Origin of the sequence: Eoetvoesiella caeni (assembly GCF_003315175.1) — a bacterium.
GTDB lineage: Bacteria > Pseudomonadota > Gammaproteobacteria > Burkholderiales > Burkholderiaceae_B > Eoetvoesia > Eoetvoesia caeni.
The window spans coordinates 80501-94759 of sequence record NZ_QNRQ01000012.1 but is presented as its reverse complement, the minus strand read 5'-3'; the positions used below and the strand labels follow the sequence as shown (position 1 = coordinate 94759).

Genomic DNA, 14259 nt, shown 5'->3' with positions numbered 1-14259 from the left:
GGCATTTCCCTACAAATCCTGTTTTTCTTTATTGACACGCCGCAACGCGCCCGCGCCTGCGGCGTTTTCTTCGTGTGCGCCCCTCCATGAATTGATGTTTTTTTCATCAGCATTGTCCTGATAACGGTCTTTGACCGGCACTGACCTGGCACCGATGCTCATAGGCAGGCACATCCGTGTGCCGCTATTGAACGAGGAAATCAGGCAGAAGAAGTCGGAGGCTAGGCCATGCAAGGGACGAACGTACTGTTCGGGCAGATTGCCGTCGTATTCGGCATCGTGATCGCCGGAGTGTGGGGCGCTACACAATGGACAGCCGCCGCCTTGGGTTATCAGCTGCGCCTGGGTGCGCCCTGGTTCGATTTCCACGGTACGCCGGTTTATTACCCTTGGCGTCTCTTTGAGTGGTGGTTCTTTTTCGATGCCTACGCGCCGGAGGTCTTCAACATCGGAGGCATGATCGCTGGTGGCAGCGGCCTGGTTGCCGTGGTGGTCGCCATCGGCATGTCGATCTGGCGTTCGCGTCAGGCGCAGCTGGTCACCACTTATGGTTCGGCCCGCTGGGCCGATAGTGGCGACATCCGTAAGGCCGGATTGACCCAGCCGACCGGTATCCTCCTTGGTCTGCATGACGAACAGTATCTGCGCCACGAAGGGCCAGAACACGTCTTGGCCTTCGCTCCCACGCGCTCGGGCAAGGGCGTGGGGCTGGTGGTGCCGACGCTGCTATCCTGGCCGGCCTCGACCGTCATCCATGACATTAAGGGTGAGAACTGGCAGATCACTGCCGGCTGGCGTTCGCGTTTCTCGCACTGCCTGCTGTTCAATCCCACGGATAGCCGCTCGGCCGGCTACAACCCGCTACTGGAAGTGCGCAGGGGCGAGCACGAAGTGCGTGATGTGCAGAATATCGCCGATATCCTGGTTGATCCAGAAGGCGCGTTGGAAAAGCGCAATCATTGGGAAAAGACGTCGCACGCACTGCTAGTGGGTGCCATCTTGCATGTGCTTTATGCGGGCGAGGACAAGACGCTGCGCGGCGTGGCGAATTTTCTGTCAGACCCCGCCTGCCCATTCGAATTGACGCTGCATCGCATGATGACGACCGCCCACCTTGGCGCGGATAGGGAAGAAGGCAGGCCGCATCCCGTGGTGGCGTCTGCCGCTCGCGAAGTGCTGAATAAATCGGATAACGAACGTTCCGGTGTGTTGTCCACCGCCATGTCGTTCCTGGGCCTATACCGCGACCCGACGGTGGCCGAAGTCACCTCGCGCTGCGACTGGCGTATCGCCGACCTGATTGCGTCAGAGCATCCAGTATCGCTGTATCTGGTGGTGCCGCCCTCGGATATTTCACGAACCAAACCGCTGATTCGCCTGATTCTCAATCAGATCGGGCGGCGGCTCACTGAATCGCTCGACGGTTCCGATGGCATTGAGCGTCGCCACAAGCTGCTGCTGATGCTTGATGAGTTTCCGGCGCTGGGCCGTCTGGACTTCTTCGAGACGGCGCTGGCCTTCATGGCGGGCTACGGTATTCGCAGCTTTCTGATCTCGCAGTCGCTCAATCAGATCGACAAAGCCTACGGACAGAACCATTCGATTCTGGATAACTGCCATGTCCGTGTGACCTTCGCCACCAATGACGAACGCACGGCCAAGCGTATTTCCGAAACCCTTGGAACCGCTACCGAGCTGCGCGCCCAGCGCAATTATGCCGGCCATCGCCTTGCGCCCTGGCTGGGACACCTCATGGTGTCGCGCCAGGAAACGGCGCGGCCACTCTTGACCCCCGGCGAAGTGATGCAGCTTCCACCGGATGAAGCCGTGGTGATGGTGTCCAGCGTGGCGCCGATCAAGGCGAAGAAACTGCGCTATTACGCCGATGTCAATTTCTCGCAACGGGTGTTGCAGCCGCCCGCGCTGGCTGCTGGGCGCTATGCGGATGCGCCGCCAGCCCGTCCTGACGACTGGGACGGACTGGCGATTCCGACTGTTTCCGCCACTGTCGAGGCGATGGAAAACCATGACATGACCGGCACGGCGGACGATGGCGGCCCACGTCACCAGCCTGAGCTTGAGGACGTTATTGCCTACAGCCCCGAACCCGAATACCCGGTCAGCGACTTGTCGCTGCTTGATGACGATGAGCGTCCCACTATGCTGCCCAGCCAGCTTGACCCCGCCATGCAACGCGTGGCGCGCATGGCCTCCCTTGATCCTGATGACGGAATTCAGCTATGAGCCGCTACCGCCTGAACCTCTTTATCCATCCCGAACACGCCAAGCGCCTGGATGAGCTGGCCGCCAAGAAAGGCGTATCCAAGTCATCCATCGTGGCGGCGGCGCTGGCGTCCTGGCTTTCGCCCGATGCCGGCGACCAGCGCGAAGCGGCGATGGCCAAGCGACTGGATCGGCTATCTCGCCAGTTTGAGCGGCTGGAGCGTGACCAAAACATCCAGATCGAAACACTGGCGCTGTTCGTGCGTTACTACCTGACCGTCAGCACGCCGGTTCCCGAAGCCCATCAGGATGCGGCTCGCGCCCAGGGCAAGGCGCGCTTTGAGCAATTCGTCGAACAGCTTGGCCGCCACCTGATGCGCGGTCGCAGTCTGGTGCGCGATGTAGTGGAGGAACTGCACCCCGACCCTGTGCGCCTGGATGACACTACGACCGCGTTCGAGCAGCAGGAGCGCGTGTCATGAGTGCCGTTCCGAAATCATCAATTGCCGTCGCGCTGAATCGCCGCATTCAGATGTTGCGCACCGCGATGGGGCCGGTGATCGCCGAGGCGCTGGAAGACCCCGACGTAGTGGAAATCATGCTTAACCCCGACCGCTCGCTCTGGGTGGATCGTCTCTCCACCGGCCGGGCGCCGCTGGGCCTGGAACTGTCTGAAGCGGATGGCGAGCGGATTATCCGCCTGGTCGCTGCGCATGTTGGCGCGGAAGTGCATCGCGGCCAGCCGCTTCTGACCGCCGAACTGCCCGAAACCGGCGAACGCTTCGAGGGTATCTTGCCGCCCGCCGCGCCCGGCCCGGCCTTCGCGCTGCGCAAGCGCGCCGTGGGCGTGATTCCGCTGGACCGTTACATCGCCGACGGCATGATGAGCACGGCGCAAGCCGACTTTCTGGTGAGAGCGGTCCGTGGGCGGCTGAATATCCTGATCGCGGGTGGCACCAGCACGGGTAAGACCACACTTGCCAATGCTTTGCTCGCTGAAATCGCCGCTACGGGCGACCGTGTGCTGGTGCTCGAAGACACGGTGGAGCTGCAATGCACGGCAAACGATCATGTGCCGCTGCGCACACGCATGGGTGTGATCACGATGCAGGAACTCGTGCGCGCCACGATGCGGCTACGCCCCGACCGTGTGGTGGTCGGTGAGGTGCGTGGCGGTGAAGCGCTGGATCTCATCAAGGTCTGGGGTACGGGTCACCCCGGCGGTATCGCCACCATCCACGCGGGTTCTGCCGTGGGTGCGCTCTTACGCCTGGAGCAACTGATTCTGGAAGTGGCGGTGAACCCACCGCGCGCTCTGATCGCCGAGGCGGTCAATGTCGTCATCTACATCGCTGGTCGCGGACGCAAGCGCCGTATCGAAAGTATCGCCCGCGTGGCCGGCTTTGACGGCACGGGCTACCAACTGGTCGATGCGCTGGAAACGCCATTGTCCGAGCCATCGCTTGCTTCTTTTCCATCCTCTGATCTGCCTGGAGACTCGTTATGACGTCTGTTAATGCCTTCCGTATGTGCATTGTTCCCCTTGTCGCTGTGACGCGGTGGCGTCGCCTTGCCCACCCTGTGGTGCAAGGGCTGCTGCTGGCCGTACTGCTGATGTCGGCGGCTGGTGCAGCGCAGGCTGCTGGTTCCTCCATGCCCTGGGAGGGGCCACTGCAATCCATTCTGGAGTCCATACAGGGGCCGGTGGCGCGCATCGTGGCTGTCATCATCATTATCGCCACGGGTCTGGCACTCGCCTTTGGTGACACCAGCGGCGGCTTTCGCAAGCTGATTCAAATCGTCTTCGGCCTGTCCATCGCGTTTGCCGCATCGTCGTTCTTTTTGTCGTTCTTTTCATTCTCCGGCGGGGCCGTCGTATGAATACGGACATCGAAGGCGCTCCCAGCTTCGCCGCTGGGTTTGAGGTGCCGCTGCATCGTTCGCTGACTGAACCGATTTTGATGGGCGGCGCACCGCGTACCGTGGCGATTGCAAACGGCACGCTGGCCGCTGCCGTGGGGCTGGGCTTGCAACTATGGATTCCAGGTGTGGTGCTCTGGATCGTTGGCCATTCCCTGGCGGTATGGGGCGCGCGTGTTGACCCGCAGTTCATGCAGGTTTTTGCCCGCCACATCAAACATAAAACGCTGTTGGATGTGTGAGGAGATGATGCCATGCTGAACCTTGCCGAATATCGTCAGCGCCCCGCATTGCTCGCCGACTGGCTGCCCTGGGCCGGATTGATCGCGCCCGGTGTGGTGCTGAACAAGGATGGATCATTTCAGCGCACGTCATGCTTTCGCGGGCCGGATCTGGATAGCGCCATCCAAGGTGAGCTGATCGCGACTTCTGCCCGCTTGAATAATGCGTTGCGCCGTCTGGGGTCGGGCTGGGCGCTTTTTATCGAGGCCGAGCGTCGTCCAGCGGCAGACTATCCCCATTCGGACTTTCCTGAAAGCCTGTCCTGGCTGGTCGATCAGGAGCGCCGTGCTGCCTTCGAAGAGGCCGGGCATCACTTCGAGAGCGCCTATCACCTGACGCTCGTGTTTCTCCCGCCCGAGGAATCCCGCGCCCGCGCAGCGGGAATGCTCTATGAGAATCGTCCGGCAGAAGGGGTGGACTGGCGCGAACGGCTGGCTGCCTTCGTAGCGGAAACGGATCGCGTCTTTGATCTGCTCGATGGTGTGATGCCGGAAATTTCCTGGCTGGGTGACGGCCAGACGCTGACCTACCTGCATTCCACCATCTCGACACGGCGTTACCGCATCGGCGTACCGGAAGTTCCGTTTCACCTTGATGCACTACTGACTGACTCCGCGTTGGTGGGTGGGCTGGCTCCGACGCTGGGTGATGCGCATCTGCGGGTGGTGTCGGTGCGAGGCTTTCCGACTTCCACCTGGCCGGGCATTTTGGATGACCTGAACCGGCTTGGCTTTGCTTATCGCTGGAGTACGCGCTTTATCTGTATGGACAAAGCCGAGGCGGAAAAGGAGCTGCGCCGCCTACGCCGTCAATGGTTCGCCAAGCGCAAGAACGTTGTGGCGCTGCTCCGGGAAACGATTTTCCAGCAGGAGTCACCGCTGGTTGATACCGATGCCAGCAACAAGGCCGCCGATGCGGACGCCGCCTTGCAGGAGTTGGGCAGCGACCAAGTTGCCTTCGGGTATGTCACTACCACCGTGGCGGTGCTGGACACCGACCCCGCCGTGGCCGATGAAAAACTGCGCATGATTGAGCGCGTCATTCAGGGCAGGGGCTTTGTGACGATTCCCGAGACCTTGAACGCTGTGGATGCCTGGTTGTCCTCCATTCCCGGCAATGCCTATGCCAACGTGCGGCAACCCATTGTGTCTACATTGAATCTGGCCCATATGATGCCAGTGTCTGCGGTGTGGGCCGGGCCACAGAAAAATGAGCATCTGGATGGGCCGCCGCTCATTGTCACGCGCACAGAAGGCGCGACGCCATTCCGGCTGGTGACGCATATTGGCGATGTGGGCCATACCCTGGTTGCCGGGCCGACTGGCATGGGCAAGTCGGTATTGCTGGCCGTCCTGGCCAAGCAATTTCGCCGGTATCCCGGTTCGCGCATCTTCGCTTTTGACATGGGCCGCTCGATGCGCGCCACCATTTTAGGTCTGGCGGGCGAGCACTATGACCTTGGCAATGATGGCGAGATCGCCTTTCAGCCGCTGGCACGCATCGACCATGAAGGCTACCGCACCTGGGCGGCGGAATGGATTGAGGGCCGCTTGCTGCACGAGGGTATGGCCGTCAGCCCCGACGACAAGGCTGCCATCTGGTCGGCGCTGGGGAGTCTGGCGGGTGCGCCGGTGGAGCAGCGCACGTTGACGGGCTTTTCCGTACTGCTGCAATCGAACACGCTGCGCCAGGCGCTTGCGCCCTATGTGCTGGGCGGTGCGCACGGCAAGTTGCTGGACGCTGACCATGACCGGCTGGGTATGGCTGACGTGCAGGGCTTCGAGATGGAAGAGCTGATGCACAGCCCCGCCGCCGTGCAGGCGGTGCTGCGCTATCTGTTCGCAAGGTTTGACGAACGCTTTGATGGCGCGCCAACCCTTCTGATTCTGGATGAGGCATGGCTGTTTTTGGATGAACCGTCTTTTGCCGCCCGTATCCGTCAGTGGTTGAAGACCCTGCGCAAGAAAAATGTCTCGGTGATCTTTGCTACGCAGTCGCTGGCCGACATCAAGGATTCGAGCATTGCGCCAGCGATTATCGAAAGCTGCGCGAGCCGCATCTTCTTGCCCAACCCGCAGGCAACGGAGCCGCAGATTCGCACGATCTATGAAGGCTTCGGCCTGAACACCCGACAGATCGAGATTGTGGCCACCGCCCAACCCAAGCGCGACTACTACTACCAGTCGCGTCTGGGCAACCGCCTGTTCGATCTTGACCTCGGGCCGGCCACGCTGGCCTTTGCGGGGGCATCCACCCCGCAGGATCAGCGCGACATCGACCGCATCCTGCTGGACGCCGGCGTACCTGGCTTTGCGGATGCCTGGTTGCGCCATCGCGGTCTGGACTGGGCCGCCAACCTGTTGCCCGAGTTTCCCGGCTTCGCACCTTCAGTCACTGCCGTTGCTTCTCACCTACAGGAGAATCTGCTATGAAAACTCGCATGCTATCTGTATCGCTTGCTGCCGTTCTTTCGGCGTCATTACTCACCGCTTCGCCCGCTTGGGCCTGGAAAACGGTCTTTGACCCATCCAACTATACGCAGAACACGCTGACCGCCGTTCGTACACTGCAGCAGATCAACAACCAGATCAACCAGCTTCAGAACGAGGCCCAGATGTTGATGAATCAGGCCCGCAATCTGGCGAGCCTGGATTTCAATGTCGTCAACCGTCTGCGCACCACGCTTGCCGCCACCGAGCGCCTGATCGGCGAGGCGCAAGGGCTCAGTTACGAGGTGGCGAATATGGATCAGGAGTTTGCGCGCTTGTATCCCGACCAGTATGCCGCCACTGTGAGCGGCGACAGCATGGCTCAGGATGCCCGTGAGCGCTGGAAGAATACGTTGAATGGCCTGCATACCGCCATGCGGGTGCAGGCCCAAGCCTCGCAGAACCTGCGCGACGATGAAAGCACGCTGGCCGATCTGGTGAATCAAAGCCAGTCGGCGCAAGGCGCGTTGCAGGCTATGCAAGCGACCAACCAGCTTCTGGCCTTGCAGGCCAAGCAGGACATCCAGGCGCAACAGCTTCAGATCACCCAGGACCGCGCCGCCTCATTGGAGCTGGCACGCCAGGCGGCGGCGACCGAGCGCGCCCGTGAAGTGCGCCAGCGCTTTCAGGGCAGCGGCACGCCGTATACGCCGCAAGCCGTGAATTTCTACGGCAACTGATCGGAGCGCTTGAACCATGAATGACGTGGCGGTGATCGACCGTTTTCTCGCTACCTTTGCGCAGTACATCGACTCGGGGTTCGGGCTGCTGCAAGGCGATGTGGCGTTTCTCACTGCTACGCTCATCGTGATCGACATGACGCTGGCCGGCCTGTTCTGGGCGATGAATCATGCCAGTGGCCAGGGCGACGACGTGATCGCCAAGCTGCTGCGCAAGGTACTTTATGTCGGGGCATTTGCCTACATCATCGGCAACTTCAATGTGCTGGCTGGCATCCTGTTCCGTTCTTTCGCTGGGCTGGGCCTGATCGCTTCAGGCTCGTCGCTCACGATGGGCAACTTCTTGCAGCCGGGACGGCTGGCGAAAACTGGTATTGATGCCGCCGCGCCCATTTTGGAACAAATCGGCGACATGGCAGGATTTCCCGAGGTGTTCACCAATATCGACCCAATCGTGGTGATGTTTCTCGCCTGGATGGTGGTGGTGCTGAGTTTCTTCGTGCTGGCGATTCAGCTTTTCGTGACCTTGATCGAGTTCAAGCTGACCACGCTTGCCGGCTTCGTGCTGGTGCCTTTTGCACTCTGGAATAAGACCTCATTTCTTGCCGAGAAGGTACTGGGCAATGTGGTGTCCTCCGGCGTCAAGGTGCTGGTGCTGGCTGTGATTGTCGGTATTGGTAGCGGCTTGTTTTCTGAGTTCCAGGTACATCCCGAAGAGCCGTCCGTCGACTATGCGCTGGTCATCATGCTGGCGTCGCTCTCTTTGTTGGCGTTGGGGATCTTCGGGCCGGGCATCGCGACGGGGCTCGTTTCCGGCGGCCCGCAGTTGGGCGCAGGCTCCATGGCCGGTGCCGCCGTGGGTGCGGTTGGAACTGCTGTTGCCATCGGTGCAGCCGCCACGGGAGTGGGTGGGGCGGTGGCGGCGGGGGCACGCATGGTTCCGGGCGCCGCCCGCATGGCTTCCGGCGCGGCTCGATCCATCGGTTCGAGCGCGGGCAGCATCCGGTCTGCTTTTCAGACGGGTGCAGCGGCGGGTGGTGGCCTTAAAGGAGCGGCGGGGGCAACCCCTGCTTCTGGTGCCGAGGCAAGCGCATCCGGTGGAGCGTCCACCGAGACAGCCAGCGCCCCTGCCCAACCGGCATGGGCTAAGCGCCTGCACCGCCGACAACAACTGACGCAAGCCGCCACGACCACTGCCCACGCGCTGCGCGGTGGGGATGGCGGCGGCGCGGGCCAAGGCCCAAGCCTGCGTGATTCCGATTCATAAGGGGAACCCTCATGCGTTTCAAACGACCGCTGGTGCGTTATGCCGAATCTCCGCAACCCGCCACACCTTACCAATCCGCCGCCCAGGTCTGGGACGACCGTATCGGCTCGGCGCGGGTGCAGGCCAGGAACTGGCGGTTGATGGCCTTTGGCTGCCTGTTGTTGGCGCTGCTCATGGCCAGCGGTCTGGTGTGGCGCTCGATGCAGTCCATCGTCACGCCCTATGTCGTGGAGGTGGATAACGCCGGCCAGGTGCGGGCCGTTGGGGAGGCGGCTTCGCCGTACCGGCCCAACGATGCACAAACCGCCCACCATATTGCCCGCTTCATCACGTTGGTGCGCTCGCTCTCCATCGACCCCGTCGTGGTGCGCCAGAACTGGCTGGACGCCTACGACTACACCACGGACAAGGGGGCCGCTGTGCTGAATGACTACGCACGGGTGAATGATCCCTTTACCCGCATTGGCAAAGAGTCCGTGACGGTGCAGATCACGAGTGTCGTGCGGGCGAGCGACACGTCCTTCAACGTGCGCTGGACAGAACGCCGCTACGTCAATGGCGCATCCGCAGGTCTGGAGCGTTGGACAGCGGTGGTGTCCATCGTGCATCAGCCGCCGCGCACCGAAGCGCGTTTGCGCAAGAACCCCCTGGGGCTTTACGTCAATGGCCTGTCGTGGAGCCGTGAACTTGATTCTTCTGAAGGAGCACAGCGATGATGCCGTCTTTGCGCTTTTACGCTTTTCCGTTGGCCCTGCTTGCCCTGGCGGGCTGCGCCACACAGGGCAAGCCGCCACCGGCCATCTCGCTCGATGAGCCGGTACAGGCTGAACTGCTGCCCGAGCCGCCTAGCCCGGTCGAAGTGATCGCTGTGCCTGAACCCCTGGCACTGCCGGCGCAATTGAAACCCTTGCCGGGTACGGAGGGCGGCACGTCCACGCCTGAACCCGCCGATGAAACCGTGCGGGTATCTCGCGCCAATGCCGAGGCTCGCGTTGCGCCGACCCGCGAGGGTTACGTCAATGCCATTCAGGTCTGGCCCTATAGCGACGGAGCACTCTATCAGGTCTATACCGGCGTGGGCCGCGTGACGGTGATCGCGCTGCAGCCAGGGGAGGAACTGGTCACGGTTGCCGCCGGTGACACCGTGCGCTGGATTGTTGGGGACACCTCCAGCGGCAGCGGCGCTGACTTGCGCGTGAACGTGCTGGTCAAGCCGATTCGGTCAGGTCTGAAGACGAACCTGGTCATCACCACCAGCCGCCGCACCTATCTGCTGGAACTGACTTCCACCGAAAAGACGTGGATGGCGTCGGTATCTTGGGAGTATCCAAAGGATCAGATGCTGGCCTTGCAGCGCCAGAATCAGGCAGCGCACGCCGGTGCGCCTGTTGATAGTGGGGTGGCGCTGGAACATCTGCGTTTCCGCTATGCCGTCAGCGGCAGTAATCCACCTTGGAAGCCGCTGCGGGCCTTTGATGATGGGCAGAAGGTCTATATCCAGTTTCCGGCTGGCATCGAGCAAGGAGAGTTGCCTCCGCTCTTTGTGATCGGCGCTGAAGGCGACGGCCAACTGGTGAATTACCGCTTCCGCTCACCGTACTACATCGTGGATCGGCTCTTTGGTGCGGCTGAACTGCGCCTGGGCGGTGATCGGGGTGACGTGGTGCGCATTGAACGCACTGATGGTGTGACGCGGAGGAACTGAACATGAGTGAGGAACGCGCACCCGATCCAGCCACGCCACAAGCGGCCGATAAAGTGCTCCCTGAAACCGTGGCGCTGCGCGCCCAGCCCCGGCCTGTGACGCGATTGAACCGGCGCACCTTGGCCTTGCTGGTGGGTGGGCTGTCGGTGGCGGTGCTGGGTGCCACAATCTGGTCGCTGCAACCCCAGCGACGCGGTGCAGGTACACAGACCGAGCTTTACAACGTGGACCGGGTATCGAAGTCTGAAGGGCTTGACGCCTTGCCTGCGGACTACTCTATGCTGCCAACACCAGAAGTGCCACCCGATGTGCCGGAACTTGGCCCGCCTTTGCCCGGCGACTTGGGGCCGGCCATTGTGAATAGCCAGCAACCAGCGGTCGCCACGTACGCGCCGCCGGGCGTTGATGCTGAAGCTGCCGAACGGGAAGCGCGGCGAAAAGAGGCAGAAGCGGCTGCTGCTTCGTCGGTGTTCTTCCGCACCGGCCAGGGGCAGTCTGGACAACCTGCGGCGACGACTGCACACGCTATGCCTGTGGCTCCTGGCATGGACAACACATTGGCCGCCTTTGATCCGCTGGCGGCAGGCCCAGCTTCGACGGCAGCACAATCATCCGATCCCACTGCTGCACAGAACCGGCAAGACCAGAAAGAGGCGTTCTTGCAATCCGGCTCAGCGGAAACCCGTAATTCTGGCAACCTGCAAATGCCCGCGTCGCCATATCAGGTCATGGCCGGTACGGTGATCGCAGCCGCCTTGGTGACAGGCATCAAGTCAGATCTTCCGGGTGATGTCATCGGTACTGTCACAGAACCCGTCTATGACTCCGCGACCGGCAAGTATCTGTTGATTCCGCAAGGCTCGCGCATCCTGGGCCGTTACAACAGCCAGGTCAGCTACGGCCAAAGCCGGGTACAGGTCGTGTGGCATCGGGTCATCCTGCCTGACACGTCCTCGCTCACACTGGATAACCTGATCGGCACCGACCCGGCGGGCTATGCCGGCTTGGAAGATGACGTGGACTGGCACTGGGGCCGCATCGTTGGCGGTGCGGTACTGACAACGCTGCTGGGTGTTGGCGCCGAGCTGGCCGCCCCGGAAAACCGCCAGGACGGCGACCGCATCATCATCGCCGGGCGCGACAGCGCCCAGGACAGCATCAATCAGGTCGGCCAGGAAATGACCCGACGCAATATGAACATCCAGCCGACCCTGACCATTCGCGCAGGAATGCCCGTGCGAATCATCGTCAACCGGGACCTGGTGCTGCGGCCATACCAGCCATTGTTCTTCAACAAGGGAGTATCACAATGAGCACCACCCGAAAGCTGCGGCTGGGGCCGCTGCCCAAGACTGAAACCGTTAAGGTGACCTTTACATGTCCGGCCAGTCTGAAAGCGGAGCTGGAGCGCTACGCTGCGCAGCATGCGCAGACGTATGGGGAGGCAGTTGATGCCGTGACATTGATTCCGCATATGCTGGAAGCGTTCATGGCCGGGGATCGAGGGTTTAGGAGGGGCGATAGGGGCAGGGTGGTGTCTTCGGCTGGGCCATCGTCGCGAACGGCTTGATGTCAGTTCTTCTTATGGTGATGCACTACCTGAGCGTCAAACGTCGCCACATTGGTTATTGGATGTCAAGATGGTTACAATGAAGAAAGCCCCGCACAAGGCGGGGCTACTTACTACTATCGTCTGTCCCTGGGGGGAGACTTTCGTCAACAAGGCCCGGGGCTAGTGGGTTCACTATAAGGCAAGTGCGCAGTGGTGTCAACCAAAGAGGCAATCCAAGAAATAAGAGCTGCTTTGTCCGCGGCCCGTATGAGCACCTATGAAGCAATTACTGGCGTCAACGGAGACGATGATACCTCTGCGCTTGGTCTTTATATCTGGAATGCACAGATTTCGGGCGCGTTTCTTGCGCCGCTTCATATCTGCGAGGTCGTAATTCGCAATGCGATTTCTGATGCATTGGCCTGGAAATATGGTGCCAATTGGCCATGGTCATCTGCGTTTGAAATGAGCTTGCCTTCACCACCTGTTGGTTACAACGCGCGTAGAGACTTGTTTGACGCCCGACAAAAAGCACCCGTTGTGGGACAGACAGGTAAAGTCATCGCCGAACTGAAATTCGTCTTTTGGCAACGAATGTTCACCAGCCGCCATGATCAACGACTGTGGTCTCACAAGCTCACAACGGTTTTACCGCATCTCGACTTGACGCAACCATATCAGCAGTTGAGGAAAAATCTATATGACGACTTGGAAGCGCTAAGGGTATTACGTAATCGCATTGCCCATCATGAGCCTATCCTATCGCGAAATTTGCAAGCGGATTTCTCCCGGATAACTCAAGTCATTGGATGCCGCTCTGGTGAAACTGCCAACTGGATGCTTCGCTATCAGCAGGTGACTCAGCTCCTGCGCGATCGACCGACGACGTGAGTATTGGTGACTGTAGGGGAGTCGTAGGGGAGGCGTAAGGTGCTGTTCCCTGGTTAAAACGCAGCCAAAATAGGTGTCATAGGGCACAGCAGCGCAGTGAGGAATGTGTGGGCGAAGTATGCCTGCACACGCCAGGATATGCCATAAGTTGACGGTCAAGTTCTTGGGACAAATTTGGGACAATTTAGTCGCCAGAATATGCCAATCCATGCCCATAGCAAGTCAGAGAAGGATGAGGCGTATTTAACTTTAGCTTGTTGATTTTAAAGAAATATTCTGCATTTTTGTCCCATAGTACGGCAACTCTTGATCCACCATGGGAGTGTGGCTGGATAAATCTATTTCTGTCATTAAAATCAATTTGTTGGATGATTGCTTCCGCGGTCTTGAAGGCAATTTTAGGTCATTGCGCAGCGTCGTGTCTGAATATTCTCGGACGCTGATTTCCGAAATAGGCAAAGGGTCAATCGAATGATGAAAATATACGGAAGACTAAGCTCGCTGAATGTTCAAAAAGTAATTTGGTGTCTTGGCGAACTGGGGCTTGCAGAAGGAAAGGACTACGAACGTATCGACGCGGGGCTTGCCTTCGGGGTGAACACGACGCCCGAATATTTGGCGATGAATCCCAACGGCTTGGTCCCCACCCTGGTGGACGGCGACTACGTGCTGTGGGAGTCACACAGCATCGTCAGATTGCTGGCTTCGCAGTACGGTATGGGGACGCTTATGCCGGCCGACTTGCGCGTACGCGCCGACAGCGAGCGCTGGATGGACTGGATGCTGGGCACGCTGTCGCCTGCTCTGGCAATCGCCTTTATCGGCTTGACCCGTACACCTAAAGAAAAACAGGACGTGGCGGCCATCAAGCATGCTTTCCAGCAAAGCTGCCGTCACTTGGCCATTCTGGACGAGGTTCTGAAGGACCGCTTGTTCTGTGTCGGCCCCGATTTGACGGTGGGCGACCTACCGCTGGGCGTTGCCGTGCACCGCTGGATAATGCTTGGCAACGATTACCAGGAACAATTAGGTGCGGCGCCCATTTACCCGTCATTGATGCAATGGCATCGACGAATCAGCGAGCGACCGGCGTTTCTTCAAAGCGTCGCCTAGCCCACTAAAACAACGGAATACTCCCTGCCGAAGCAAGGTTTGTGTTGAGGTTGGCGTCAGAGGCATAGCGACAAATGTAACAATTGCTGCGTTATGTAAGTGTTTGCGTTAGCATGACGGCCTTCCACGGCCGCCTG

General features: G+C 60.2%; 15 protein-coding genes. 14 read left to right on the top strand and 1 reads right to left on the bottom strand.

The features are described from left to right. Window positions 1-9 precede the first annotated feature (9 nt). Window positions 10-162 carry a hypothetical protein gene (locus DFR37_RS23065; protein ID WP_170139949.1) on the bottom strand — a complete coding sequence of 51 codons (153 nt, stop codon included), beginning with the start codon at window positions 160-162 and terminating at the stop codon, window positions 10-12. A gap of 66 nt (window positions 163-228) precedes the next feature. Between DFR37_RS23065 and DFR37_RS17970 the strand changes: the two genes are divergently transcribed. From DFR37_RS17970 to DFR37_RS17905, 14 genes are all read left to right on the top strand, one after another. Continuing rightward, window positions 229-2244, top strand: coding sequence for a conjugal transfer protein TraG (locus DFR37_RS17970; protein WP_113934563.1), 2016 nt, complete (start codon window positions 229-231; stop codon window positions 2242-2244). Then, on the top strand, window positions 2241-2705 hold the full coding sequence (locus DFR37_RS17965; RefSeq protein ID WP_113934562.1) for a ribbon-helix-helix protein, CopG family: 465 nt from the start codon (window positions 2241-2243) through the stop codon (window positions 2703-2705). The genes DFR37_RS17970 and DFR37_RS17965 overlap by 4 nt, the downstream gene beginning before the upstream one ends. After that, a complete protein-coding gene (gene trbB / locus DFR37_RS17960; protein ID WP_113934561.1) occupies window positions 2702-3730 on the top strand; it encodes a P-type conjugative transfer ATPase TrbB in 1029 nt (342 codons plus the stop codon). Before DFR37_RS17965 ends, trbB begins: the two co-directional genes overlap by 4 nt. Then, entirely contained in the window at window positions 3727-4104 is a 378-nt protein-coding gene (locus tag DFR37_RS17955) for a TrbC/VirB2 family type IV secretion system protein (RefSeq protein ID WP_113934560.1), read from the top strand. The genes trbB and DFR37_RS17955 overlap by 4 nt, the downstream gene beginning before the upstream one ends. After that, the gene (locus DFR37_RS17950) at window positions 4101-4385 is read left to right on the top strand and encodes a VirB3 family type IV secretion system protein (RefSeq protein WP_113934559.1); all 285 of its coding nucleotides are present in this window, start codon (window positions 4101-4103) and stop codon (window positions 4383-4385) included. The genes DFR37_RS17955 and DFR37_RS17950 overlap by 4 nt, the downstream gene beginning before the upstream one ends. Before the next feature lie 12 nt (window positions 4386-4397). Then, window positions 4398-6857 carry a conjugal transfer protein TrbE gene (gene trbE / locus DFR37_RS17945; RefSeq protein WP_113934558.1) on the top strand — a complete coding sequence of 820 codons (2460 nt, stop codon included), beginning with the start codon at window positions 4398-4400 and terminating at the stop codon, window positions 6855-6857. Then, window positions 6854-7594, top strand: coding sequence for a P-type conjugative transfer protein TrbJ (gene trbJ, locus DFR37_RS17940; RefSeq protein WP_113934557.1), 741 nt, complete (start codon window positions 6854-6856; stop codon window positions 7592-7594). The genes trbE and trbJ overlap by 4 nt, the downstream gene beginning before the upstream one ends. Window positions 7595-7610: 16 nt before the next feature. Then, window positions 7611-8861 (top strand): P-type conjugative transfer protein TrbL, encoded by a 1251-nt coding sequence (trbL, locus tag DFR37_RS17935; RefSeq protein ID WP_113934556.1) that lies wholly within the window; start codon window positions 7611-7613, stop codon window positions 8859-8861. An 11-nt stretch (window positions 8862-8872) separates the two neighbouring features. Continuing rightward, on the top strand, window positions 8873-9577 hold the full coding sequence (gene trbF, locus DFR37_RS17930; protein ID WP_113934555.1) for a conjugal transfer protein TrbF: 705 nt from the start codon (window positions 8873-8875) through the stop codon (window positions 9575-9577). Continuing rightward, window positions 9574-10566, top strand: coding sequence for a P-type conjugative transfer protein TrbG (gene trbG / locus DFR37_RS17925; protein ID WP_113934554.1), 993 nt, complete (start codon window positions 9574-9576; stop codon window positions 10564-10566). Before trbF ends, trbG begins: the two co-directional genes overlap by 4 nt. A 2-nt stretch (window positions 10567-10568) precedes the next feature. Next, window positions 10569-11879: a TraB/TrbI/VirB10 family type IV secretion system protein gene (locus tag DFR37_RS17920; protein ID WP_113934553.1), complete on the top strand. Its 1311-nt coding sequence runs from the start codon at window positions 10569-10571 to the stop codon at window positions 11877-11879. Next, window positions 11876-12136 carry a DUF2274 domain-containing protein gene (locus DFR37_RS17915; protein ID WP_113934552.1) on the top strand — a complete coding sequence of 87 codons (261 nt, stop codon included), beginning with the start codon at window positions 11876-11878 and terminating at the stop codon, window positions 12134-12136. Before DFR37_RS17920 ends, DFR37_RS17915 begins: the two co-directional genes overlap by 4 nt. A gap of 249 nt (window positions 12137-12385) precedes the next feature. Next, window positions 12386-13009: a hypothetical protein gene (locus tag DFR37_RS17910; protein ID WP_113934606.1), complete on the top strand. Its 624-nt coding sequence runs from the start codon at window positions 12386-12388 to the stop codon at window positions 13007-13009. A 471-nt stretch (window positions 13010-13480) separates the two neighbouring features. Then, window positions 13481-14122, top strand: a complete 642-nt coding sequence (locus DFR37_RS17905) for a glutathione S-transferase family protein (protein WP_242341906.1) — start codon at window positions 13481-13483, stop codon at window positions 14120-14122. Window positions 14123-14259 lie beyond the last annotated feature (137 nt).

Coding starts and splice junctions, on each gene's coding strand:
- DFR37_RS23065 (WP_170139949.1), bottom strand. CDS start 162: ATGAGCATCGGTGCCAGGTCAGTGCCGGTCAAAGACCGTTATCAGGAC.
- DFR37_RS17970 (WP_113934563.1), top strand. CDS start 229: ATGCAAGGGACGAACGTACTGTTCGGGCAGATTGCCGTCGTATTCGGC.
- DFR37_RS17965 (WP_113934562.1), top strand. CDS start 2,241: ATGAGCCGCTACCGCCTGAACCTCTTTATCCATCCCGAACACGCCAAG.
- trbB (WP_113934561.1), top strand. CDS start 2,702: ATGAGTGCCGTTCCGAAATCATCAATTGCCGTCGCGCTGAATCGCCGC.
- DFR37_RS17955 (WP_113934560.1), top strand. CDS start 3,727: ATGACGTCTGTTAATGCCTTCCGTATGTGCATTGTTCCCCTTGTCGCT.
- DFR37_RS17950 (WP_113934559.1), top strand. CDS start 4,101: ATGAATACGGACATCGAAGGCGCTCCCAGCTTCGCCGCTGGGTTTGAG.
- trbE (WP_113934558.1), top strand. CDS start 4,398: ATGCTGAACCTTGCCGAATATCGTCAGCGCCCCGCATTGCTCGCCGAC.
- trbJ (WP_113934557.1), top strand. CDS start 6,854: ATGAAAACTCGCATGCTATCTGTATCGCTTGCTGCCGTTCTTTCGGCG.
- trbL (WP_113934556.1), top strand. CDS start 7,611: ATGAATGACGTGGCGGTGATCGACCGTTTTCTCGCTACCTTTGCGCAG.
- trbF (WP_113934555.1), top strand. CDS start 8,873: ATGCGTTTCAAACGACCGCTGGTGCGTTATGCCGAATCTCCGCAACCC.
- trbG (WP_113934554.1), top strand. CDS start 9,574: ATGATGCCGTCTTTGCGCTTTTACGCTTTTCCGTTGGCCCTGCTTGCC.
- DFR37_RS17920 (WP_113934553.1), top strand. CDS start 10,569: ATGAGTGAGGAACGCGCACCCGATCCAGCCACGCCACAAGCGGCCGAT.
- DFR37_RS17915 (WP_113934552.1), top strand. CDS start 11,876: ATGAGCACCACCCGAAAGCTGCGGCTGGGGCCGCTGCCCAAGACTGAA.
- DFR37_RS17910 (WP_113934606.1), top strand. CDS start 12,386: ATGAGCACCTATGAAGCAATTACTGGCGTCAACGGAGACGATGATACC.
- DFR37_RS17905 (WP_242341906.1), top strand. CDS start 13,481: ATGATGAAAATATACGGAAGACTAAGCTCGCTGAATGTTCAAAAAGTA.